Source organism: Methylotenera mobilis JLW8 (genome assembly GCF_000023705.1).
Lineage (GTDB): Bacteria > Pseudomonadota > Gammaproteobacteria > Burkholderiales > Methylophilaceae > Methylotenera > Methylotenera mobilis.
This window is the reverse complement of the sequence record NC_012968.1, coordinates 915,978-941,410: the sequence shown is the minus strand read 5'-3', so window position 1 is coordinate 941,410 and position 25,433 is coordinate 915,978. Positions and strand designations below refer to the sequence as shown.

The 25,433-nt window shown below is 46.1% G+C and carries 21 protein-coding genes; 15 read left to right on the top strand and 6 right to left on the bottom strand.

Annotation, left to right across the window (positions count from 1 at the left end; genetic code table 11):
- From pilW to ndk, 3 genes are all read right to left on the bottom strand, one after another.
- Positions 1-813 carry a type IV pilus biogenesis/stability protein PilW gene (gene pilW, locus MMOL_RS04405; RefSeq protein WP_015831810.1) on the bottom strand — a complete coding sequence of 271 codons (813 nt, stop codon included), beginning with the start codon at positions 811-813 and terminating at the stop codon, positions 1-3.
- A gap of 16 nt (positions 814-829) precedes the next feature.
- The gene (gene rlmN / locus MMOL_RS04400) at positions 830-1,933 is read right to left on the bottom strand and encodes a dual-specificity RNA methyltransferase RlmN (RefSeq protein ID WP_015831809.1); all 1,104 of its coding nucleotides are present in this window, start codon (positions 1,931-1,933) and stop codon (positions 830-832) included.
- 109 nt (positions 1,934-2,042) lie between these two features.
- On the bottom strand, positions 2,043-2,450 hold the full coding sequence (gene ndk, locus MMOL_RS04395; RefSeq protein WP_015831808.1) for a nucleoside-diphosphate kinase: 408 nt from the start codon (positions 2,448-2,450) through the stop codon (positions 2,043-2,045).
- Positions 2,451-2,685: 235 nt separating this feature from the next.
- Here ndk and MMOL_RS04390 point away from each other — a divergent pair, with 235 nt between their 5' ends.
- From MMOL_RS04390 to MMOL_RS04330, 13 genes are all read left to right on the top strand, one after another.
- Complete coding sequence (locus MMOL_RS04390; protein WP_238524396.1) at positions 2,686-3,861, top strand: formylmethanofuran dehydrogenase; 1,176 nt, start codon at positions 2,686-2,688, stop codon at positions 3,859-3,861.
- Positions 3,858-5,534 (top strand): formylmethanofuran dehydrogenase subunit A, encoded by a 1,677-nt coding sequence (locus tag MMOL_RS04385; protein ID WP_015831806.1) that lies wholly within the window; start codon positions 3,858-3,860, stop codon positions 5,532-5,534. Before MMOL_RS04390 ends, MMOL_RS04385 begins: the two co-directional genes overlap by 4 nt.
- Positions 5,535-5,560: 26 nt before the next feature.
- On the top strand, positions 5,561-6,220 hold the full coding sequence (locus tag MMOL_RS04380) for a pyridoxamine 5'-phosphate oxidase family protein (RefSeq protein WP_015831805.1): 660 nt from the start codon (positions 5,561-5,563) through the stop codon (positions 6,218-6,220).
- Between the two features lie 6 nt (positions 6,221-6,226).
- Positions 6,227-7,135, top strand: coding sequence for a formylmethanofuran--tetrahydromethanopterin N-formyltransferase (gene fhcD, locus MMOL_RS04375; RefSeq protein ID WP_041928688.1), 909 nt, complete (start codon positions 6,227-6,229; stop codon positions 7,133-7,135).
- Positions 7,132-7,941, top strand: a complete 810-nt coding sequence (locus MMOL_RS04370) for a formylmethanofuran dehydrogenase subunit C (RefSeq protein ID WP_015831803.1) — start codon at positions 7,132-7,134, stop codon at positions 7,939-7,941. Before fhcD ends, MMOL_RS04370 begins: the two co-directional genes overlap by 4 nt.
- 171 nt (positions 7,942-8,112) lie before the next feature.
- Entirely contained in the window at positions 8,113-9,042 is a 930-nt protein-coding gene (trhO, locus tag MMOL_RS04365; RefSeq protein WP_015831802.1) for an oxygen-dependent tRNA uridine(34) hydroxylase TrhO, read from the top strand.
- Positions 9,043-9,717: a hypothetical protein gene (locus MMOL_RS04360; protein WP_015831801.1), complete on the top strand. Its 675-nt coding sequence runs from the start codon at positions 9,043-9,045 to the stop codon at positions 9,715-9,717.
- A gap of 23 nt (positions 9,718-9,740) precedes the next feature.
- Entirely contained in the window at positions 9,741-10,496 is a 756-nt protein-coding gene (locus MMOL_RS04355; RefSeq protein WP_015831800.1) for an endonuclease/exonuclease/phosphatase family protein, read from the top strand.
- A gap of 3 nt (positions 10,497-10,499) precedes the next feature.
- Positions 10,500-11,657, top strand: coding sequence for a cardiolipin synthase ClsB (gene clsB / locus MMOL_RS04350; RefSeq protein ID WP_015831799.1), 1,158 nt, complete (start codon positions 10,500-10,502; stop codon positions 11,655-11,657).
- 95 nt (positions 11,658-11,752) lie between these two features.
- Positions 11,753-12,505 (top strand): tRNA (5-methylaminomethyl-2-thiouridine)(34)-methyltransferase MnmC2, encoded by a 753-nt coding sequence (mnmC2, locus tag MMOL_RS04345; RefSeq protein ID WP_041928535.1) that lies wholly within the window; start codon positions 11,753-11,755, stop codon positions 12,503-12,505.
- A complete protein-coding gene (gene mnmC1, locus MMOL_RS04340; RefSeq protein ID WP_041928534.1) occupies positions 12,498-13,736 on the top strand; it encodes an FAD-dependent 5-carboxymethylaminomethyl-2-thiouridine(34) oxidoreductase MnmC1 in 1,239 nt (412 codons plus the stop codon). The genes mnmC2 and mnmC1 overlap by 8 nt, the downstream gene beginning before the upstream one ends.
- 9 nt (positions 13,737-13,745) lie before the next feature.
- On the top strand, positions 13,746-15,851 hold the full coding sequence (locus tag MMOL_RS04335; protein ID WP_015831798.1) for a tetratricopeptide repeat protein: 2,106 nt from the start codon (positions 13,746-13,748) through the stop codon (positions 15,849-15,851).
- Between the two features lie 145 nt (positions 15,852-15,996).
- Positions 15,997-17,100, top strand: coding sequence for a PilT/PilU family type 4a pilus ATPase (locus MMOL_RS04330; RefSeq protein WP_015831797.1), 1,104 nt, complete (start codon positions 15,997-15,999; stop codon positions 17,098-17,100).
- A 108-nt stretch (positions 17,101-17,208) separates the two neighbouring features.
- Here the strand turns inward: MMOL_RS04330 and MMOL_RS04325 are convergent, their stop codons facing one another.
- Positions 17,209-19,749: a chemotaxis protein CheW gene (locus MMOL_RS04325; protein ID WP_015831796.1), complete on the bottom strand. Its 2,541-nt coding sequence runs from the start codon at positions 19,747-19,749 to the stop codon at positions 17,209-17,211.
- Positions 19,750-20,120: 371 nt separating this feature from the next.
- Between MMOL_RS04325 and MMOL_RS04320 the strand changes: the two genes are divergently transcribed.
- On the top strand, positions 20,121-22,259 hold the full coding sequence (locus tag MMOL_RS04320) for a putative bifunctional diguanylate cyclase/phosphodiesterase (protein WP_041928533.1): 2,139 nt from the start codon (positions 20,121-20,123) through the stop codon (positions 22,257-22,259).
- 53 nt (positions 22,260-22,312) lie between these two features.
- Here MMOL_RS04320 and MMOL_RS04315 read toward each other — a convergent pair whose 3' ends face one another.
- The gene (locus MMOL_RS04315; protein ID WP_015831794.1) at positions 22,313-23,203 is read right to left on the bottom strand and encodes a DMT family transporter; all 891 of its coding nucleotides are present in this window, start codon (positions 23,201-23,203) and stop codon (positions 22,313-22,315) included.
- 14 nt (positions 23,204-23,217) lie between these two features.
- On the opposite strand from MMOL_RS04315, the gene dapC reads away from it, so the two are divergent.
- On the top strand, positions 23,218-24,420 hold the full coding sequence (gene dapC / locus MMOL_RS04310) for a succinyldiaminopimelate transaminase (RefSeq protein ID WP_015831793.1): 1,203 nt from the start codon (positions 23,218-23,220) through the stop codon (positions 24,418-24,420).
- Between the two features lie 76 nt (positions 24,421-24,496).
- On the opposite strand, the gene MMOL_RS04305 is transcribed toward dapC, so the two are convergent.
- The gene (locus MMOL_RS04305) at positions 24,497-25,426 is read right to left on the bottom strand and encodes a DUF2157 domain-containing protein (protein ID WP_015831792.1); all 930 of its coding nucleotides are present in this window, start codon (positions 25,424-25,426) and stop codon (positions 24,497-24,499) included.
- Positions 25,427-25,433 lie beyond the last annotated feature (7 nt).

The following is a 25,433-nucleotide window of genomic DNA, read 5'->3' as shown; positions in this document are numbered from 1 at the left end:
TTAATTTCCACTCTGTAACAACTTAGCTTGTTCTGAATCTGGATATTGACGTCTTAACTCAAGCGCATAGCTTGATTCATCATCATGGTTACCTAACAAACGCGCAACTCTTACTGACAGCCACAGCAACTCAGGGCCTGGTCTGCTTAACATCGCGTTTTGCAGGGTATTTCTGGCGTTAGCTACATCATTGCGGTTGAATTGAATGAGCGCTAGCTGATAAGCAGCAGAATGAAGCAGCGGTTCTAACTGTAATGCGCGTTGAAAATAAACTTCTGCATTACGCACATCTTGCTTGCGTAGCGAGCATACACCGGCGTTGGTGTATGCAATGGCTGGTGTAGCATACAATGGGTTTTTCACCGCAGCCATAAACTCTTTAATTGACTCGTCTACACGGCCACGTGAACACAAAAAATTACCAAAGTTATTATGTGACTCTGAGTTATTAGGCTCGATTTGCACAGCCTGCTTGAAACTCGCCTCAGCTAAAGCATCTTGACCAAGTGCTGAATGCACCATACCCAAACCGTTGTATGCCATCGCAGAGCTAGGATCAATTTTCGTTGCGATTGTAAACTCATCCAAAGCCACCTCCAGATTGCGCTGCTGCAAATACACGGAACCAAGATCCGAGTGCGCACGCGCACGCGCCTTTGAAGCACCGTTATCATTGGCTTGCTGGGACTGAGTGACGCAAGCGGTCATCAGCAAAGCAAGCACAGCGACAAAACTCAACCCATATGCAGGAGATTTACGTGGAGAAGACTTAACTGACTCAAACTGCTGAGTAAGTAACTGGATCAAATTCATTTAACACTCACCTCGTTTAATCAACGGATTCTATAGGAATATGCCTAGCAGTGCGTTTCGTTTTGTCTAGCACTTTACCTGCTAATTGACCGCAGGCGGCATCAATATCGTCACCGCGAGTTTTACGTACGGTCACAACATAACCGGCCTGCATCAAGATATCACGGAACACACGTACATGATTTGGTTTAGACGTATCATAACCGCTATTAGGGAATGGATTAAATGGTATTAAGTTAAATTTACAAGAAACGTTCTTCACTAACTCTAGAAGCTGGTGTGCGTGTTCAACGGTATCATTCACACCATCTAACATCACGTACTCAAACGTAACGAAGTCGCGTGGCGCTTTTTCTAGGTAGCGATTGCACGCTGCCATTAATTCTTTGAGTGGATATTTTTTATTGATAGGCACGATCACGTCACGCAGCGCATCATTTGGCGCGTGTAAAGACACCGCCAATGCCACAGGGCAATCTTCTTTCAGCCTATCCATCGCTGGCACCATGCCACTGGTGGACAAAGTCACGCGGCGGCGACTTAAACCATATGCTGAGTCATCCAGCATAATCTGCATAGCGGTAACTACGTTATCGTAGTTAGCTAACGGCTCACCCATGCCCATCATTACCACATTACTGATGATGCGGTCATTCGCAGGCAACATATCGTAGCCCGGCTCTTGTCGCAATGTTTGATTAGCGATAGCCACCTGACCAATAATTTCGGCAACACTTAGGTTGCGATTAAATCCTTGACGCCCAGTAGAGCAAAAGGTGCACTCAAGTGCACAGCCTACCTGGCTAGAAACACATAAAGTACCGCGGTCATCTTCAGGGATAAACACAGTCTCTATGCTATTTGCAGTATCAGTACCGATCAGCCACTTACGTGTACCGTCGTTAGACACCTGAGCTAACTGCACTGTCGGCAAAGTAATCTCTGCATCGACAGCCAGTTTTTCGCGCAGGTTTTTGGCAATATCAGTCATCTGCTCAAAATCATGCACCCCAAAGTGATGCATCCAGCGCATTAATTGTTTGGCACGAAAAGGTTTCTCACCTCTATCAGCAAACCATTGAGCGAGCTGTTTTTGATTGTAATTGAGCAGATTGACCAAAATTGTTTACACCTTAATATTAACGATTAATTATTCGCTAGATTGCAAGATTCGCTAGCTCGCAAGTCATTAGCTTGCAAGGCAACCCTATGCAACCTGAATAATTAAATTACTTACCGAAGAAGTAAGCGATTTCGATAGCTGCATTTTCAGCAGAATCAGAACCGTGCACTGCGTTTGCATCGATGCTTTCAGCAAAGTCAGCACGGATGGTACCAGCAGCAGCTTCTTTAGGGTTAGTTGCACCCATCAAGTCACGGTTAACTTGCACTGCATTTTCGCCTTCTAAAGCTTGAATCATTACAGGACCAGAAACCATGAATTTTACTAAGTCAGCAAAGAAAGGACGCTCTTTGTGTACTGCGTAGAAACCTTCAGCTTCAGCTTGTGTTAGTTGTGCCATTTTAGCTTCAACAATTTTCAAACCAGCGTTTTCAAAACGTGTGTAGATTTTACCGATTACGTTTTTTGCTACTGCATCTGGTTTGATGATAGAAAGCGTGCGTTGAACTGCCATAATTACTCCATTAAATTGACTTATTGAAAAGACCGTTAAAATACCATTTTTAGCACTTAAAATAAACCAACATTTTATGTTACTGTGTTAATTAAATGAGTTTTAGAATCACCTTTGATGTGTCAAAATTGACGTTATTATGAAAAACAATTTAAATCCCCACCTCCCCACCTCAATTACCTGCCCTGCCTGTGGCATGCTTTGTGATGATTTAGTGCTAACAAGTTCCGCACCAATGTCTATTCAAAACGCCTGTGCCAAAAGCATTCGCTTTTTTGAGCAGTCATTTCATGCAGGTATCGCCAACACTGCACCTAGCGTAGCAGGTAAAACGACTGATCTGGAGACTGCCATTAAAGCTGCTGCGGCTATTCTGGCGCAAAGTAAGGCGCCATTGATTGCCGGGCTTGGCACCGAGGTACAAGGCATGCGCGCTATCATGCGCTTAGCTGCTACCAGCAATGCAACGTTAGACCACATGCACAGCGAATCGTCCGTTCGCAATACGCTCACCATGCAAAATGGCGGCTGGCTCACCACAACGCTGTCAGAAGTTAAAAATCGTGCTGACTTGATTTTAGCCATCGGCACAGACATTGGCTCCAGCCATCCACGCTTCTTTGAAAAACTGGTTTGGGATTCTGCCAGCCTGTTTAACAAACCAAGCCCAGAAGTAGTTTACTTGGGCGTACCTGCAGACAAAATCCACGCAACAACCTCACCAGAAGGCAAACTTGCTAGCACAATAGGCAACGACCCTAAGCAAGTGCCAGAAATCGTGAACGCGCTTAACGCCTTGTTAATCAATAAAAAGATCAATGCAGAAAGCGTAGGCGGCGTGGCAATTGCCACCTTGCAAGCCTTGGTAGAAAAATTAAAAGCCGCTAAATACGCAGTGGTAGTCTGGTCGGCGAGCAGCCTTAAATTCAGCCACGCAGAACTCACCATCCAAAGTATCGTGCAGCTGGTAAACCAGCTGAATGAAACCACGCGCGCTGCGGGCTTGCCACTAAACTCAGGTGATGGCGACTCATCAGTCAACAACACCAGCACATGGTTAAGCGGCTACCCTACTAGAAACCGCTTTGTAAACGGCAAACCTGAATATGACAACTATCATTTCAGCACACAAAAACAATTACAAAATAGCGATACCCTACTCTGGGTAAGCAGTTTCAACCCAATCGACGTACCACAAACCACACTACCTACTGTGGTCATTGGGCACCCAGACACTAAGTTTGAGCGCACACCAGATGTATTTATTCCGGTTGGCATCCCAGGTGTTGACCATGCAGGCTCAATGTTCCGCATGGATAGCTCTATCACGCTACCACTAAAAAAATTACGTAATAACGAATTACCCAACTTGAGCGAGGTAATCACGAAAATCGAGGCAGAATTAGCATGATCACTTTACTCAAGAACGGCAGACTATACGACCCGGCACACAACAAAAATGGTGTGGTCGAAGACATTTATATTCACCAAGGCCGTATCGCACCTAAACCGCTAGATAACACTAAAATCAGCCAAACCTATGATTTAACTGGCAAAGTAGTGATGGCGGGCGCGATTGACATGCATAGCCACATCGGCGGCGGCAAGGTCAATATTGCACGTATGATGCTGCCTGAATACCAGCAAAAACAGATGCAGGAAATCAAAAACCTGAGCGAACCAGAAGCGCACATCTGTACGCCTTACTGTAGCCACCACGCTACACCAACCGCGACTGACACAGGCTTTAGATATATTGAGATGGGTTATACCGCTGCGTTCGAACCAGCGATTTCACCTATCAACGCACGCCAAGCGCACTTAGAGATGGGCGACACCCCGATGATCGACAAAGGCGGCTACGCAATGCTGGGTAATGATGATTACTTCTTGCGCATGCTAACTGCGAAAAAAGATCAAAAGGCGATTAACGACTACGTCGCGTGGATCTTACATGCCACACAGACCATCGGTATTAAAGTGGTGAACCCAGGCGGTATTAGCGCATTTAAATTCAATCAACGTCGCTTGAATTTAGACGAAAACCATCAGCATTACCAAGTAAGCCCGCGTGAGGTGCTGCAAAGCCTGAGCCGCGCGGTGCATGAACTTGGCATTGCCAAACCACTGCACGTACACTGTAACAACCTAGGCGCGGCTGGTAATTTCCAAACCACACTGGATACCATGACAGCAAGTAATGGCCTGCCTATGCACTTAACGCATATTCAGTTCCATAGTTACGGTACGGAAGGCGATAAGAAGTTTTCATCAGCAGCAGCGCAAATTGCAGAAGCGATCAATAAAAACAAAAACATCACGGCAGACGTAGGTCAAATCCTGTTTAACCAAACGGTGACTGCATCCGGCGACTCCATGATGCAGCATTTGAATGCTAAGCATGCAAACCCGAAAAAATCCGTGATTATGGATATTGAGTGCGATGCTGGCTGTGGTGTATTACCGTTTAAATATCGCGACCAGAACTATGTGAACGCTTTGCAATGGGCAATCGGTTTGGAGATTTTCTTATCAGTGGAAGATCCGTGGCGTATTTTCTTAACCACAGACCATCCGAATGGCGCACCGTTTACCAGCTACCCACACTTAATTCGCTTACTGATGGATAAGTCTTTCAGAAATGAAGCCTTTGCTAAGTTGAACCTAGACGCGCAGTCTATGAGCAACCTCACTAGTCTAGACCGCGAATACAGCCTATATGACATCGCAATCATGACACGCGCCGGCGCCAGCAAGCTAATTGGTATGAACGAGCGTGGCCACTTGGGTGTAGGCGCTAATGCAGACATTACGGTTTATACCGACCAAGCAGACCGCGAAGCCATGTTTGCCAAACCTAATTACGTATTTAAAAATGGTGAGCTGGTGGTGAAAGACGGTACCGTGGTTAAAGTGGTATGGGGTGCTACGCATACCGCAAAACCAAACTTTGATATCAGCGTAGAAAAAGAGCTGAAACAATATTTTGACCGCTACCAAACCATCAGCATGGATAATTTCAAAATTAGCGATGCGGAGATTTTTGATGATGGCAGAGGCAGCGTTGTCGTCAATGAAAACTAACAGTCTCGCGACTGAAAGGATGCGAAATGAGTAGACTATATGGCGAACAGCACCGTCAACTGCAGGATGAATTTGCCACACGTAAAATGGCAGATCGCGTTGAGGAGTTAGCTTGTAAAACCGAATTTGATGATGAATCAAAAGGCTTTATCGAGCACATGGATATGTTTTTCCTATCCACCGTAGACCATCAAGGCCGCCCTACCGTGTCTTACAAAGGTGGCGATGCTGGCTTTGTTAAAGTGATCGATAGCAAAACCTTGGCTTTTCCAAGCTACGACGGCAATGGCATGTTCTTTTCTATGGGGAACATTACCACACAGCCACAAGTAGGCTTGCTGTTTATTTCATTTGAAACACCGCATCGTATTCGTGTGCAAGGCACAGCCACAATCTCACGTAATGACCCGCTGATGAGCGAGTACAAAGAAGCAGACTTTATCGTGCGCGTGACCTTATCTGAGTTATGGCAGAACTGCCCGCGCTACGTTCACCAGCGTACCAAAGTACGTGATTCACGTTACGTGCCGCGTGAGCATTGCGAAACACCGCTTGCCGAGTGGAAGCGTCTGGATTTAGTACAAGATGTACTGCCGGACACAGACCTCAACAAAGTAAAAGAACTAGGTACCATTCAGATTGAAGAATGGATTGATAAAATTAAAACTGCTGATCCAACGGCCTAAATAATGATGTTGCTAAATAATATACAAATTGATGATACCTTTGCCGAAGCATTTAACATGCGCGGTACGCGCGTGATTATTACCGCGCAAAACCTTAAATGGGCATACCATGCCGCTAATGCCATGACAGGCTTTGCTACCTCCGTAATTGGCTGTGGTGTAGAAGCTGGTATCGAGCGCGAGCTCTCTACCAAAGAAACCCCGGATGGCAGACCAGGCGTAAGCATTTTGATGTTCGCCATGGGCAGCAAAGTACTGATGCAACAACTAGAAACACGCATGGGGCAATGTATTTTAACCTGCCCCACTGCGGCAGCATTCTCCGGCATAGACGGCGAAGATAAAATCAGTCTGGGCAAGCACTTGCGCTATTTTGGTGATGGCTACCAAACCTCTAAACTGATTGATGGTAAACGCTACTGGCGTATTCCGGTGATGGACGGCGAATTTATCACTGAAGAAACCACTGGTATGGTACGCGCTATCGGCGGTGGCAACTTTCTGATTTTGGCCACCTCACAACCAGCGGCATTAGCTGCGGCTGAAGTTGCGATTGAAGCCATGAAGAAAGTACCGAACGTGATTATGCCGTTCCCAGGCGGCGTAGTACGCTCCGGCTCTAAAGTCGGCAGTAAATACAAAACCATGTTTGCCTCCACCAATGATGCATTCTGCCCTACGCTAAAAGGCGCTACCAACACCGAGCTTTCACCTGAGATTGAAAGCGTGATGGAAATTGTGATTGACGGCTTAACCTTCGAAGACATCGCACTCTCGATGAAAGTGGGTATAGAAGCCATCTGCAACCTAGGTGCTGACAGCGGCGTAAGACGCATTTCAGCAGGTAACTACGGCGGCAAACTTGGTCCTCACTTATTCAAATTACATGACATTTTAAACGGCAGCAATTCATGAACGCGCTTACTTTTACTCTAAAGAATCCACTTCAATTCTCGGTTAATTGCAGTGCTTTAACACCAGATCATTTAGCCAACAAATCAGCCTCAGACATTGCCAACATTAAGGTGACTTATGGCAACAGCACGGCATTGGCTGGCGACTTGTTTGACATTAGCGGCGATGATGCAGCGCACGTAGTATTTAAAAATGCATCAAACAAGCTGGATTACATTGGTGCGCATATGTCTAGCGGAAAAATCACTGTTGATGGTAACGCTGGCGCATATTTAGGCTTTACCATGAAAAACGGTGAAATCCACTGTACCGGCAGTGCTGAAAGCTATGCTGCGTGCAATATGGTGAATGGCCTGTTGCAAGTTGATGCCAACGTGGGTGACTTTTTAGGTGCAGGTTCTGAAGGCCTACGCAAAGGTATGCGCGGCGGCACCGTGATTATTAAAGGCAATGCCGGCGACCGCGTTGGCGACCAAATGCGCAGAGGCTTGATTCTGATAGAAGGCAACGCCGGTGATTATTGCGGTAGCCGCATGATTGCAGGCACCATTGGCGTATGGGGTCAGGTAGGCGCTTATACCGCATTTAATATGCACCGCGGCACCCTACTGCTAAAAAGTGCGCCAGCCCTGCACGCCACCATTCAGAATTGCGGCACACACACACTGCCCTACCTGAGCTTGTTATTTAAATCGTTTAAGAAATACAACACACAATTTAGCCAATTAAGTTCACAGCGCGTACAGCGCTTTGTAGGTGATGCAGCCTACAAAGGCAACGGTGAAGTGCTAGTTTTCAACGCTTAAGCATGTAACTTTAGCGTCATGTAGTTGTCCATACCAGAAGTCGTCCCTATGGCAATTACATGGCGAGTAAAACTTTGAGTACAACTTGATGTAGAGCAACGCCATTTGAGATAAACATCGATTTATAAAATCATCTGTTAAAATAGCGTATTACATTGAAATTTTGCTGCTATGCCTAAGTACCTGACCGCCGCCCTTTATAAATTTGTTAGCTTGCCTGAGTATCAGGCTTTGCAAGCACCCATTATGGACGCGTGCAAAGCGCACCAGATTAAAGGCACACTCCTGCTTGCAGAAGAAGGCATCAATGGCACCATTGCCGGCCTCCCGGACGACATTCGTCAAGTATTGCACTACTTACGCACCGATCCAAAATTTTCCGGGAAATTTGCAGATTTAGAGCATAAAGAATCTTTTGCCGATGAACATCCGTTTTATCGCATGAAGGTAAAACTGAAAAAAGAAATCGTAACCCTAGGCGTGCCAGGCGTCAGTCCGACTAAAAAAGTAGGCACCTATGTGAAGCCTCAAGACTGGAATGCGCTGATTTCAGACCCGGATGTTGTGCTGATTGATACGCGTAATGATTACGAAGTAGACATTGGCACCTTTAAAGGCGCAATCGACCCAAAAACCACCACGTTCCGTGAGTTCCCCGAGTATGTGGCCAAACACTTTGATAAAACCAAACATAAAAAAGTAGCGATGTTCTGCACTGGCGGCATCCGCTGTGAAAAGGCATCTTCTTACATGCTGGACCAAGGGTTTGATGAGGTGTATCACTTAGAAGGTGGTATATTAAAATACTTGGAAACCGTGCCTGAAGAGCAAAGCATGTGGGAAGGCGAATGCTTTGTATTTGACCAGCGCGTTGCGGTTAAACACAATTTGGAAGTTGGGGACTATGATCAGTGCTACGCATGCAGATACCCACTATCACCCGCAGAAATGCAAAGCGAAAAATACGTTGCCGGCATCTCTTGCCCACACTGTTATGATCAAGTCTCAGAAGAAAAACGCGCGAAATTGCTAGAGCGACAAAAACAAGTAACGCTAGCAAAACAGCGCGGAGAAACACATATTGGTGAAAAACAAAAATAAATGACCCACACCCGCGAACAAGAAGCCATTAGTGCCTATTTCAAATTACTTGAAAAAAAAGGCGCAAAAAGTGGCATGCTTTACAAACGTTCATTGTTTTTAGATCAGTTTATCCCGCTTTTAGAAAACCAGGCCTTGGAGCGCACAAGCTACAGCAAGGCCATAGAAAAAATCATCAAAACCATCCCGGCCGATATCTGGCATGACAGCCTGAATACCGCACGGGAGTTCTACCCATTTTGGATGCAAGATATCAAGGCCATCGCTGCGTTCAGCAGACAAGGCGGCTTTGATATCCAACCATTAAAATGGCAGCCGGTACCAACTACGCTGAAAGCACTGACCGATCGCTTAGGCACTGCAAAATTCGATGTTACCGAAACCAGACATCTAACTGCCTACGCTCAGGCCTTGAAAGACAAAGGTGCCAATCCACAGTTGCTGGATAATCGTCTTAATTTAGCAAAGATACTGTTGTTACAATTAAAAGGTGCTCCTACTGACGATGCCCGCGTATACCGCGTTGCGGTAGACATGACGCTGCCTTTATTTAAAATTGATGAAAACAAGCAGCTGTTTTTACTCGTGATACGCGAGTTTTATCAATACTGGATAGATAACCCTGATAAAAATCTGGGGTCTGATCAGGGCATAGAAGTGACTTTTATCGACTAAACACTTTATCAAGCGGAATTAACGTGCACAACACTCTTCGTATTGCCACATTTAATATCCATAAAGGGTTAACGCACTTTAATACTAGCTTATCACTACACCACCAGCGTGAACTGCTAAGAAAACTACATGCAGACGTGGTATTTCTTCAAGAAGTGCGTGACGTGCATCACGAGCACAGTAGACGTTTTGACGCTTGGCCTACCGCAGGACAAATGGAGTTCTTGGCCGATACTATATGGAAAGACTACGCTTACGGTAAAAATGCGGTATACCCTGCCGGCCATCACGGCAACGCTTTGCTGTCTAAATTTCCAATTATCAAAACCACCAATATTGATATCTCTGCACATAGCAGCGAAGAGCGCGGCATGCTGCATAGCGAAATCAACATCCCAAACTGGGATACGCCACTGCATACCATATGTGTGCATTTAGGGCTGTTTGCACGCTGGCGTAAACAGCAGCTGATATTGATTAAAGATTATATCCAGCGCCATATTCCGGCCCATTCACCACTGATCGTTGCCGGTGACTTTAACGATTGGGGTATGCGCTCCGGCAGACATTTTTCACATCAAGTTGGTTTACAGGAGGTGTTTGCCCATCAAAACGGCAAGCCTGCGCGCAGCTTTCCTTCATGGCTGCCTATTCTCAGGTTAGATCGAATTTACACCCGCGGATTTAAGATTCAACACGTAGAGGTGCACTCTGGTGCACATTTCGTGAAACTATCTGACCATGCCATGCTGTCCGCTACCCTTATCAAAGGGCATTAAGGCATGATGCATTTCACCAGCGGCAATCACATCCAACTGTTACGCAACGGGGCGGAGTACTTCCCCGCGCTTGAACACGCGATTGACCATGCGCGACATGAAGTGTACTTACAAAGTTATATCTACGAAGCAGACAAAGTGGGCACCCGCATTGGCGAAGCAATGATACGGGCGGTGCAACGCGGGGTTGCTGTATATTTGTTGATTGATGGTTTTGGCTCCAAGACTTTAGCGCCAGCTTATATAGAGTCACTGAGAGCTGCTGGCATCCATGTCATGATTTACCGCCAGAAAATATCACCGTGGACTTTTAAAAAAAATCGGCTACGTAGACTGCATCAAAAAGTGGTGGTCATCGACAATGTCACTGCGTTTGTGGGCGGTATTAACATCATCGACGACAATAACGTGCCACATCAGGTCGCCCCTAGAATTGATTACGCGGTACGCGTACAAGGCACATTGCTCCCCATCATCGCTACTAGTGTAAGAAAACTATGGCAGCACTTGGCATGGCTGCATTTTCACACCAAACCTTTACCTAGAATCAGCACACAAGCACCCACGCGCTACACCAAGGGCAGCATTAAAGCCGCTTTCATCACGCGTGACAATATCTTGCACCGGCGCGATATCGAAGCGGCTTACCTCAAGGCGATTTATCGTGCTAAACGTGAGATTATTATCGCCAATGCTTACTTTATCCCCGGCAGGCGCTTTCGCAAGGCATTAATCAGTGCGGCGGCACGCGGAGTGGAAGTCAAACTGCTGCTGCAGGGACGTAAAGAATACTTTCTAATGTTTGCCACCCATGCTTTTTATAATGTCTTCTTAAAAAATGGCATACAGATTTACGAGTATCGTAAAAGCTTTATGCATAGCAAGGTAGCAGTGATTGACCAAGAATGGGCCACAGTTGGCTCATCCAACATTGACCCATTTAGCCTATTTTTAGCACGTGAAGCCAATATATTTGTTAAAAACAAGCATTTTTCCGCCACGTTACACCAAGACATTAGCGCCGCCATCAATAATGGAGCCTACCAGATTAAGGCCAACGACTGGGCAAAAGGCCACAGTGCAAAGCGTTTCCTTTCATGGATTGCATATGGTTTAGTACGAGTTTTTCTAGGCGTCATTGGCTACACAGATCGGCCTTAAACAAACGCCCAAGATTACGCACATGGTCTCACGCTGCGTGTCTTTATCGTTTAAAATTGAGCAGATACTTGAGCCTCATACCAATATTAAAATCCATGTCAGATATCCACCTCACCAACTCAGATAGCCGAAGCCAGGCCATGCAATTGGCATGGAAGGATGGCTTACCTTACTCTAGCGAATTTCAAGACGTTTATTTCTCTAGCGATAATGGCTTATTAGAAACCGAATATGTATTTTTACAAGGCAATGACTTACAAAGACGCTGGCAACAGCCTGATTTAACTCACTTTACCATTATTGAAACCGGTTTTGGTACTGGCCTAAATTTCTTATGTGCAGCTCAACTGTGGTTAGCGTATGCACCTCAACATGCGACATTACATTTTGTCAGTGTAGAAAAATACCCACTGAGCTTGGCTGACCTGAGGGCAGCGTTGGCGTTATGGCCTCAACTCGCGGCATTCAGCGCCACAATGCTGCATCAATACAATGCATTGGTGCATAAGCAGACCATCAATCTTTATGAACAAAGAGTGCAGCTAACTCTGCATATCGGTGATGCTACTGAGCAATTAACGCGCATTCCCAACATAGCCGATGCTTGGTTTCTAGACGGTTTTGCTCCTGCCAAAAACCCGGACATGTGGCAGCACGCCTTATTTCGTGAGATGGCAGCACATGCACATCACGACACCACATTTGCGACCTTTACCAGCGCAGGCGATGTAAGACGCGGTTTAATCGCGGCTGGCTTTCACGTTAGCAAACGTCCAGGTTTTGGCAAAAAGCGCGAAATGCTTTGTGGAAGCTTTAGTGGGAAAATGATAGGTACGCCGCATGACTAATACGGCCATAGTGATTGGTGGTGGTATTGCTGGCTGCAGCAGTGCGTATGCCCTCGCCCGACGTGGCATAAAAGTTACCTTAATTGAGCGTCAAGCACAGATTGCCAACGTAGCCTCAGGCAACCCGCTCGCCATGCTCTACCCACGTTTAAGTGGCGATGATGCAGGCAGCCAATTTGCACTGGCGAGCTATGTATACAGTTTGGCGGTTTACCAATCACTGCAGCTCCCTGAGGCTGATTTTTCTGCTTGCGGCATGCTGCAACTGGGATTTAATGCTAGAGAGCTCGCACGTATTCAAAAGGTTGCGGCGCAGAATTACCCAGCCAGCCTACTCCGCTATGTAACACAGTATGAAGCCAGCGTCATTGCCGGCATCCCGCTTACACATGACGCTTTGTACTTTCCGACGGCTGGCTGGCTACAGCCACAGCATCTATGCCAGCACTTAACGCAGCACCCTAATATTAGCGTTTTACATAGCCAGCAAGTGACTGGATTCAGCAAAGAAACCCATGGCTTTGAAGTTTACAATCAAGCTCAACTACTTGCCACGGCACAAGTGTTAATTATTGCCAACGCCAACGACGCACAGCAGTTACTACCTGATTTGCCACTACAAGCCAAAGCCGTACGCGGCCAAGTTAGCGTATTGCAACCAAGCGCGATGAGCCGTCGCATTAATACCATACTTTGCAGCGATGGCTATCTAAGCCCGGCCGTTGGCCTACAGCCAATACACTGTTTAGGCGCATCATTTGCCAACGTAGAGACGCCATCTACCGCACCGCAGGATTTAAGCCCTACAACGCAAGATCATATTGAGAACCTCAATAAACTCGGGCATATTTCCACATCACTCTATCAGGAGTTACAGCCAAATATCATGAGTGGTCGCGTGTCTTACCGCTGTACTACTAATGATTATTGGCCTTTAGTAGGCGAGTTGATAGACGGTGCAGCTCTCAAGATAAAACCGGTGAGACCCAGTGCCCCGTCTAGCGCGCTACCCTGGATATCAGGCTTATATATCAACGCGGCGCACGGGAGTAAGGGCTTCACCAGCGCTCCACTGTGTGCGGAAATACTAGCCAGCATGATTACACACGAGCCGTTACCCATCAGCCATGTACTCGCTAGCCTGCTTAACCCTAATCGTTTCTTGCTACGGGAAATGGGTTTAAAACAATTGGCAAAAACGGTAGCCTCTGCGCATAAAATTTCAGGTTAAAATGAGTTCATGACGCAATCACCGTATCTAACAGCAGTGCAATATCATCGTGCAGGTCAATTAGCTGAGGCAGAGTCACTCTACCGACAAGCACTCGCTGCACAACCGCAACAGGCTGACGCGCACCACATGCTTGGTCTTGTATATTACCAAACTAACCGTAATGCACTTGCCGTTAAGCATCTGGAACAAGCCCTGGCGATTAACCCCAAACAAGTCGATTACCTCAATCACTATGGACTGGCATTGCGCGCAGCGGGCAACATAGATGCCAGCATCAAAAGCTTTCAGCAGGCAATCTTGTTGCAGCCTAAAGACTTAGATCTACAGCTCAATCTGGGCAATACGCTACTTGCAGCGAACAGGTTTGAAGAGGCCGCCTCTTACTACCACCGTGTGCTTAAAGTCAAACCAAGAGAGGATGAAGTACGTGCAGCACTATGCCACTGCTTATCATCACTAGGCAATCAGGCGCATACCATAGGTAATTTCACACAGGCAGAAGCTTGCTTTCAGGAAGCCTTGCAGCTTGGGCCACAAGACGCAAGGCTGCTGTATAACCTGGGCAACGCACAGCGCGAGCTAGGCAAACCCAATGATGCTGCCAAACAATATCAGAAAGCGTTACAGCTAGACCCAAACGATGCTGATACCCATAACAATTTAGGTAACGTACAACGTGAACTAGGCCAGCTGGATTTAGCGGTAGCCAGTTATACAACTGCGCTTAAACTCAACCCCAAGCTGTATCACGCTAAAGTACATTTGGTACACCAAAAGCAGCATATGTGTGACTGGGATGGGCTAGAGGCTGATATACAGCAGATTCGCCACTGGGTAATGCACGAACCTAGCGCACAAATATCACCTTTTGCCTTTTTGGCGATGCCTAGCACCAGTGCTGAAGAGCAAAGAATCTGTGCCAGCAATTGGGCCAACAGTCGTTATGCGCAATTGATACAGCTAGGAAAACAGCTCAACTTTGCTAATACAACCAGCCCTAACAACAAAATTAGAATCGCCTATTTATCCGCAGATTTCAGATTGCACCCGCTGGCGTTTCTTATCAGCGAGTTGATTGAGCTACATGACAAAAACCGCTTTGAAACTTATGCTTTCTCCTATGGCGTGAATGATAAAACCAGTGCCAGAGCTAGACTGGAAAAATCTTTTGACCAATTTCACGATATACGTACACTCTCTGACATTGACGCTGCCAAAAAGATACATAGTTGCGGCATTGATATTTTGGTGGACTTAACCGGCTTTACACAAACCAGCCGCAGCGGGATTGCTGCACTGCGCCCAGCTAAGGTTAACGTTAACTGGCTGGGGTTTCCCGGCACTATGGGGGAAATGCACCAGCAGAACGCACCCGACACGCCGCTGTTCGACTACCTACTGACTGACGCATTTATCACACCGGCTGACACTACACCGCACTATGCAGAAAAGCTGGCACTGCTACCATATAGCTACCAACCCAATGACCGCAAACGCCCTATTGGCAAAGCCCCTACACGTCAGGCATGCAACCTACCTGATAACGCTTTTGTATTTTGTAGTTTTAACCAGTCATTTAAAATTACCGCAGACGTGTTTAGCATTTGGTTGCGCTTACTCAACAAGCTACCCAATAGCGTGCTGTGGTTGCTAGACTGCAACACTTGGGCCAAGCAGAATTTATGGCTGGCAGCACAACGCAGTGGCATCGCCAAGGAGCGCATTGTTTTTGCACCGCGCGTTAACATTGCCGACCATCTGGCTCGCCACATACATGCTGATTTATTTTTAGACACACAGCCATACAATGCCCACACTACTTGCAGCGATGCACTGTGGATGGGCTTACCGGTATTAACCTGTGCTGGAGATACATTTTCCTCACGCGTTGCCGGCAGTTTATTGCAAGCAGCAGGCCTACCCCAGCTAATCACCCATTCATTGGTCGAATATGAAGCGCGTGCATTACAACTTGCACAGCAGCCAAACGAGCTCGCCGCCATAAAAGCAAAACTGCAAGATGAAAACATGACATCCAACTTATTTGATACCGCACAATTCACGCTATCTTTAGAGAGAATTTATACACAAATCATGGCAAACATTGGCTAGCGGCTCGCATTGGTTCACCCAGTAACACGGCGCAGAACTGATGACTTCAATCAAATTTATGCTAAAGTCATTGATATGCAATTGATGTGCAAATGCACTAAATTATAAAAAACAAAACACATTTGAGAAGGTTCAGGACACCATCATGGCTGCAATTGACATCACCCCTGTATTGAAATTTATGCTGGACAAAGGTGGTTCAGATTTATTCTTTAGCTCAGGCACCAGTATCCATATAGAGGTTGAAGGCGAAACCACGCCCATCAACGCCCAAATCATGCAGCCTGGCATGATTAAAGAAATTGCTTACTCACTGATGAGTGAAGATCAGATTAAAGAGTTTGAAGCCACACTGGAGTGCAATTTTGCATTAGGTAAAAAAGATATTGGCCGCTTCCGCGTGAATGTGTTCAGGCAACGCGGTGAAGTGGGTATGGTGATTCGGCATATCAAGACAGATATCCCTTCATTAGAAAGCTTAGGCCTGCCGCCAGTGCTCAAGGATTTAATCTCACGCAAACGCGGGCTGATTTTGGTAGTGGGTGCTACAGGCTCGGGTAAATCTACTACCTTAGCTTCAATGATTGATTACCGTAATGAAACCAGCAATGGTCATATACTCACGCTGGAAGACCCTATCGAGTTTATTCACCCGCATAAGAAATCAGTAGTGGACCAGCGCGAAATCGGTATCGACACGCTATCTTTCGAGAATGGCCTTAAAAATGCCATGCGCCAAGCCCCGGATGTGATTCTGATTGGTGAGGTACGCGATATGGAAGGTATGAAAAACGCACTAGCCTACGCAGAAACCGGGCATTTATGCTTAGCTACCTTACATGCTAATAATGCCAACCAAGCACTTGAGCGCATTATTTCCTTCTTCCCAGAAGATGGCAGGAATGGATTGCTATTGGGAATCTCTATGAATCTGGTGAGCATCATATCGCAGCGTTTAATCCCGGGGGTGCAAAGCAAACGTGTGGCCGCTACTGAGGTGATGATTAACACCCCCTATATGAACGAGCTGATACAGAAGCAAAAAATGGGGGAAATCAAAGAAATCATGGCTGAGAATACCGATATCGGCATGCATACCTTTGACCAATCCCTATTCAAGCTCTTCTCTAATGGCAAAATTGACGATGAAAACGCGCTGGCTTATGCGGATTCCCGTAACGATTTGTCATTAAAAATCCGCTTCTCGGCTGAAGGCACGCGCAACAGCGCGAGCGGCCTAGGTCTCTAATCCAAAGTTCTAGTTTAGGGTTGTAATTATTCAACCACTATGACGTAACGTCTGCAACAGCAGGCTTTACGTCATGGTTTTAATCCCCAGTTTTCTTACCCCCTCGGCTTACTGTTGTTTCACCGGATCGAACGGATTAGTCAGCATCCTTAATAAGAAATCCACATCCACGCACTGAATAAACAGATTACCGTCGTTGGCTTTGATTATCCACTTAATCAGGTTGCCTCTTTTGTCATTTGCTAACGGCGTTTTGCTAATTTGATCTTCACTAAACTGTGCAACAGAATGCAGTGCACCCACAAGCAAACCAACTTTGTGCTCACCGCACATGATGACAATCACCTGACTATTACTATCAACCACTGAAGGCACACCGCTTAATAGATAGCTCAGGTCGTATACCCAAACATAGTGTGAGCCTTTGACATCACTCTGCACGGAAACCACCCCTACTCGCTCAGAACGACTGCCGATAGAGACCGAAGAAATCTCAGATGCCGGCAATGCCTCTAAAACGATTTCAGCTTCCAGCGCAAACAGTATTTCATCTACAAAGAAGGTGGCAAACTCAGGGTCTGATGACTGTGTCAATGAACTATGAATAATTGATGCTGAATCATTCCCTGAGCTAAAGTGATTACGCACCTCACCAAACGCATCGTACACTACGGCAATTACGTCTTCTTTATACCCGTCCGACACCTTAAACTCGCGATAACCGTTGGATACACTGCAGCCGAGAATACAGTAATGCCCATCACGAATCACGATCCGCGATGCGCTCTTACCATTACGCATCGTCAGTAGATCCGGGTCTATATCTAAAGTAGAACCTACTGGACGGCTAGGGTCGGTGCTGGAAATGATTTTAGCTTGCCTATCAATATAAAAAGCCTTGATAGAATCGCTTTCGGCAATACTACCGCGCAACATGGCATTAAATTCAGGCGTAGCATCGAACACAATACCAATACCGCCCACTACGTCGGTACCATCAGGTGCCATAATCGCCGCATGGTAAATATAGGTAGGCTTATCGCTATAAAGTGAGCTCGCCTCAAACGGTGACACATAATATTGCTGCTCATTATACAAAGACAGTACGCCATCTAATGTAGCATCGTCTATCGTGGTGCCGATAATAGTGCCTTTCTCATCAACAGGATTAGTGCTGGCGATGATAGTGCCTTGTTTATCATAGACAAAAATACGGGTATACACGGTGTAGAGCTGATTAATATAATTCAGTATCTCGGTAATGCGCGACACACTCGCAGCATCTACACGTCCGGATGCCAGCGCGAATCTCAGCTCTGGCGTCACCGCCCACCAGCGGCAATCATCAGAACGCTCATACAAATTACGATCCAATAAATCCACCAGCAAGTGTGATAGAAATTCAGAGTCCTGCAATCTAGAAGCAAGCACAGTCTCGTACAAATCATTGATGGATTGTGCAAACAGCTCATTACTGCGCGTACCAGTCTCACTAATCTGGTCCAGAATAGTTTTTAGTTTAAATAACTCACCAGTTTGGCCCACAGTCATGACCTGACCATTCCACACCACGCGGCGGATGGTAGAAGCTGCCGTCATCACTTCATACAGCGGTGGGCAGAAAGACTGCGCATGCGATAGCAAACCTCTGGCTACTTTTGCATCCAGCGATTTTAGCGCGCTAGTCTCCTGTCCGGTAAATGCAATATCTACCGGTGTCATCACCTGCCCTTGCCAGCCTTTTGGCCCCATATATCCTTGGTAGCCATTGGCTTTAAATGTAGCCACCAGATACTCACGTCCGCCATAAATCATTAAGCTTGATTTTGCGTCATGATTGACCGGCACCACCGCACCTACGGGCACCCAGCGCGCATCGCTGGTCTCAATCACTTGTTGATTCTGGTCTAACAGCAGCATTACAGAGCGCATGCTAGGGTCGCGATGCGAATGGAAAATCCCTGCCATCTCTTCTACAAAATTAAAGCACAAACATAAAATACCAATCACTGCGCCGGTTTCCGGGTGCAACATGCGTTTTGAATAAACCAGCGCCTTATCTTTATTGGGGCGTAAATCTGTATGACGATACGTTTCTACATAATCTTCCGAGTGCAGTGTTTCATGAATCAACGGGTCTAAACTGCCCTCAATTGGTGTTTCTTGATTAATCTGCACCAAAACGTTGCCAGAAACATCAAGCAGAATAATTTCGTCATAAACCGTATATTTGCTTCGGTAAGCACGCAAACGTAAACGTATCTCATCCACAGTACCACCAAGCCCAGCCACAAAACTGCATAGCTCACGGTCGGTAGCCAGAAAACCAACATCCGCTGTACGCTCATACAGGTTACGCACCAAAATATCGATGACATATTTAGCCTTGGTGCCAATCTCGTTAAATACAGTAGCAACTTTTTCCTGTACCAAGCTTAACACCAGCTCTTTTTCCAAGCGATTAAAGCCGGCGCGGGTTGCAGCCATGGTAGGTAATATACTTTTGGCCTCGACCGGGCAATTCATTTTTGCCGACGATTCAATGATTCTCCACATTAAATTTAACTCATGTAACGACTGCTCACAACGCACTACGTCGCGCATAAATGGCAGGTAATTATCGATTTGAAACGAAGAAATCTGATTCATTATTTACTCACATCATTATGGTATTTATTTTATGCACCGTTGCATGTTTAGCATTTAAGCAAAATACAAGCCAACCAGAAAAACCCATGCCTACTGCCTTGAATATGTATATACACTTGAGCCACTTAGTGTGCAGCAAGCGTAAGCAAGCAAAAATTAATATGGTGCAGTGCGTGATGTGATGCACTTTATAGGTGCATTAAAATGAATGCCATTGGATAGGTCATCGACTTACATTAGCAATAGCTCCTTTTAAAAAGCGGAGTTTGAATCGGCCTACTTCAACTGGCATCTAATACCAACATCTAATATAAGATGGCACAGTTAATGCTTAAGTAGTGAGAGATAAATTTTGATATAACAAACACTCAATGAAACTCGTTTCATCACAACATCAATCTGGGGCATCCATGGTCGCATTTAAGAACGATAAGCACATGCATGATGCACTGATTCATAACCTTGAAGGGATGTTGTACTGCTGCTTGTATGATCAAGACTGGACCATGGTGTTTGTAAGTAATGGCTGCAAAGAGCTGACCGGCTATGCTCCTGAAGACCTGCTGCATAACCAGTATATTTCTTATGAAGCTGTGACGTTTGCAGAAGATAGAGTGATGGTGCGCGACACGATTCAGAACGCACTAACAGAAGGTAACCGCTACGAAGTTGAATACCGTATCAATCATGCAGATGGCAGTGTGATTTGGGTATTAGAGCGCGGCAATCCAATTTATAACAATGCCGGCATGGTGATTGCGCTAGAGGGTTATATTCAGAATATCGCTAAGCGCAAAGGCATTGAACAGTCATTGCTGGCCGCAGAACTTAAATACCGATCCATCTTTGAAAACACACTGGAAGGTATCTTCCAAACTACAGCAGATGGTCACTACCTCATTGTTAACCAATCACTTGCGCACATGTACGGCTACAGCTCACCGGATGAGCTTATCCATGCATTCAATAGCATACAAGAGCAGCTCTATGTAAAACCGGGGCGTCGTGAAGAATTTGTACAGCTCTTGAAAGAGAACGAGAGCGTAGAGAAGTTTGAGTCATTGGTTTACCGCAAAGATAAAAGCACTATCTGGATCTCTGAAAATGCCCGTGTGGTCAATGATGAGTCCGGCAATATCCTGTATTACGAAGGCACAGTCGAGAATATCACCGCCCGCAAGAATTACGAAGAAAAGCTAGAATACCAAGCAATGCATGACAGCCTCACCGGCTTGCCTAATCGCAACATGCTCAACGACAGGCTGCAGTTGTGCATCAACTTTGCCAATCGCTACAAAAACAAAATGGCAGTTGCCTTCTTGGATTTAGACCAATTCAAACTGATTAACGACAGTATGGGACATGAAGTCGGTGACCAGTTACTGGTTATTATGGCCAAAAGATTATCCAGCGCCGTGCGTGAAATCGACACCGTAGTCAGGCTGGGGGGCGATGAGTTTGTTATCGTACTCACCAATATAGACGACACCAATGATATTTTTATGAGTATGCAACGCATACTGGAAGCGGTGGCTGTACCGCTTACCATCAACAATATGGATTATCTGGTCACTTGCAGCATTGGCGTCAGCATTTATCCAGATGATGGCTTGGATGCCAATTTACTATTGCGTAATGCCGATACCGCCATGTACAAGGCTAAGAAAGCCGGTAGAAATAACTTCCAGATTTACACACAGGCACTCAACGCCGCATTAACCGAGCGCGTCACCCTAGAATACAATCTGCGCCAAGCCATTGAGTTAGAAGAGTTTATATTGCATTACCAACCCAAGGTAGATTTTGCAACGGGCAAAGTATGCGGGGCCGAAGCTTTGATCCGGTGGCAACCCGAAGGTCAAGACCTTATCTCCCCTTTAAAATTTATTAACATCGCGGAAGAAACCGGCCTTATTGAAACCATAGGGGAATGGGTGCTCGCCACCGCCTGCTATAAAGCCAAAGCTCTACAGCAGAAAACTGGCCTCCATGTCCCGATTGCCGTCAATGTATCGCCCAGGCAATTCAGGCAATCTAACCTAGCCAACACCATCAAGAAAATCCTCGCCGTAACGCAGCTAGATCCCAGCTACCTAGAGCTAGAAATTACCGAAAATACACTGATCGATGACTCATCCAAGTTTATTGAGACCTTACACTCATTGAAAAAACTTGGCGTAAAACTGGCGATTGATGACTTTGGCACTGGTTATTCCAGTTTGGCCTATTTAAAAGATTTTCCAATTGATCGATTAAAAATCGATAAAGTGTTTGTCAGCAGCATTGAGGAAGACCCTACCAACAAAGCCATCTTGAAAGCCATCGTGGTATTGGGGCAGAGCTTAGGGATAGAGGTGATTGCGGAAGGCGTAGAAACACAGTATCAATACGACTACCTCAAATCCATAGGCTGCGACCAGCTACAGGGCTACTATTACAGCAAACCACTACCGGAGCAGCAGTTTGAACAGTTTTTACTCACCCAACCCAACAGCCCTACACCACAATAAACCACGCCCGTTTTAACCAACCCAGTCAGACCCACATTGCAGATTAGAGCAGCCTAAGCAGCATCCGGATGTTGAATCGCGGCAAATACCGCAGCAACCACAATCAAGCTTCCACCCAGCCACTCATTCAGCTCCATGGTTTCATGCGCTAAGTAATAGGAAGCAATAGCAGCTACCACCAGTTCAAACAAAAACAGCACAGATGCACGCGTTGCTTCAATTTTGGCTACGCCGTACTGCACAAAAAAAGTGGCGGCAATCAGCAGCAATGCAATTAACGACATCACTGCCCATTCTGTGAAACCGAATAAGGTAGGGCTGGGGATGGATGTCTGCATAATCGGCACAAACAACAGGGCAACCATCATCACCCCTATCCAAATCGCATAGGATTTCGCTACTAACGTTAAATGACTGGATTTTCTGGTAATGACATTCGTCAATGAAAATCCAATCCCAGAGGATAAGGCCAACCACTCCGGCATATTCCTCGGCAATGGTAAGCCGCCAAGTTTAGCGTCATACAACATGATGAATGCGCCAACTAATGAGGCCACTATGGCAATATAACCAGTGAAGCGTGTTTTTTCTTTTAACCAAAAATGCGCGAGGATCAGGGTCCAAAGGGGTGATAAATAAAACAACAGCATCACCCGCATCACTTCACCGTCGATAATCGCCAGTACGTAACTGAGATTGGTCCAGCCGGCCACCAAACCCAGCCACACTATGCTGACCGGTAGCTTGGCAGCACCGCGCCAATGCTTACCTAATAAAAGGCTGGCAAAGATAATGGCAAGCGCATAAGTATAAAAGCTGGAGGCTACCCCAGGCACGCCAGCCTCGGACATCAAGCGATATGGATACCAAATGATGCCCCAACAAAATGCACCAAAAAGTAGGCCAAATACCGCAAAAAAGTTTTTATTATTGCTGTTGCTCACTATAATGCTACCTTATGAATCCAAATCTAAATTTATTACAGCCATATCCGTTTCAACGTCTGCGTGATCTATTTAAAGGTGTTACTCCCAATGCAGCTTTTAAGCCGATTAATCTGTCCATCGGCGAGCCTAAGCACGACACCCCACAATTAATTAAAGACGCTTTAGTCAATAATCTAGGTGGTTTAGCTAATTATCCCACGACTATCGGCTCTATTGAGCTAAGAACTACGATTTCCGACTGGATTTCACGTCGCTATCAAATCCCTGCACTGAATCCTGAAAAAGCCATCCTGCCAGTGACCGGCAGCCGCGAAGCTTTATTTGCGTTCGCGCAGGTGATTATCGACCATAAAAAACCTGATCCTATCGTGATTTCACCTAATCCGTTTTATCAGATTTACGAAGGTGCTGCATTTTTAGCCGGTGCCACTCCCTACTTTTTAAACACGCTGCCACATCAGGATGCTAACTATAACCACGTGATGGATTTCTCCAGCGTACCTGCGGATGTATTAGCACGTACGCAACTGGTATACATTTGCAGCCCAGGCAACCCGTCTGGCAAGGTGATGAGCCTGGAGCAATGGCGCACTGTTTTTAACTTGTCAGACCAATACGGCTTTGTGATTGCAGCCGATGAGTGTTATTCAGAAATTTATTTTGATGAAGCATCACCGCCGTTAGGTGCATTACAGGCAGCGCATCTACTGGGTAGAGACTATAAAAATCTGATTGTGTTCAGCTCACTTTCCAAGCGTTCTAATGTACCTGGCATGCGCTCAGGCTTTGTGGCTGGCGATGAAAAAATCATTGAGTCATACACCCTCTATCGCACTTATCATGGCTGCGCTATGAACCCAGCGGTACAGGCAGCTTCTGTTGCAGCATGGAATGATGAAGCGCATGTGATCGAAAACCGCAGGCTTTACGCTGCCAAGTTTAAAGACGTCACGCCATTGCTAAGTAATGTATTGGAAGTAGCGGTGCCAGATGCCGCATTTTACCTATGGGCTAAAATCAAAGACGCTAATATTTCTGATACTGAGTTTGCTGTAAAGCTATATCGTGACCTTAACATCACTGTGCTACCAGGCAGTTATTTGGCACGTGAAGCGCACGGCGTAAATCCAGGCAAAAACTTTATTCGCATGGCGCTAGTGGCCTCATATGAAGAATGTGTAGAAGCAGCTAAGCGCATCAGCGCGCATTTCTAAAACGTGCATCATAATCAGCATCGCAAGGCTAATCCAAACTTAAAACAGATTTGCCTTGCGCTAATGATTACATACCCTACTTGATATATCGGTTATTTAAACGCACAGCTAGCGCACTCAAGCCAATCAAGGCAATACCAATAATCACTAGCGCAATCGGCCATCCCACCGTATTGGCAAAATGTTCCGCTGTGTAGTAGCCAATATAAATCAGCATCGCCAATGTCCCCACCAGTAACAGCGTTCTGCTACGCACATAGGTACTTAAAAATATAACAAAGGCAGTCGCCCCAAGATACACCGGCTCCAGCAAACTGTTCTCTACCGATTCAAAAATAGACCACAACAGCAATACTGCCCCTACAAAGTACCAGAACGGAGCAATCGCCATATGCCTGGATTGCTGCATGGCATAGGCAATACAAAGCAACGAGCTACCAATGACGATGCCGATTAGCTTTTCATCAACATCCCAGAGATCAAATTGATTGGCAAAAAAGATGCAGCCAAACAGCACTGCACTAAACGCCAGTACCGTGCGTTGCTTTGCCCAAAACGTTGCACCTTGCTGCACCAACATATAGGCCGCCATAAACAGTAAGCCATGGCGCACATCGCCGCCCGACGAGTACTCCTGCAGCATTACCATAATGCCGGTAGGCTGTAGCAGCGCAGCCATTAAAAACAGTGGTGTTACCGCACGCTCGTACTTTTGGTCACTCAGGCACACCAAGCCCATGACAAAAGCCATCAACCCTGAGCCTAGCGTGATGATCACTCTTGATGCGGAGCCAAAATCATCCCAATACATGGAAATAAAAACGCCGATACCAGCAAACACAAATATGCCGCCTACATAACCAAACAACTTGGGTAGCACACTAGCGGATGCAGCATTAGGCTGCTCAGAAGACATTTCAAGCGCCTGAGCAATTTCTGCTAACGTAATCTGATTATTCTGCGCTAATGCAACAATATCCTGCAAAGCATCATCTTTAAGCGACATAGCAACC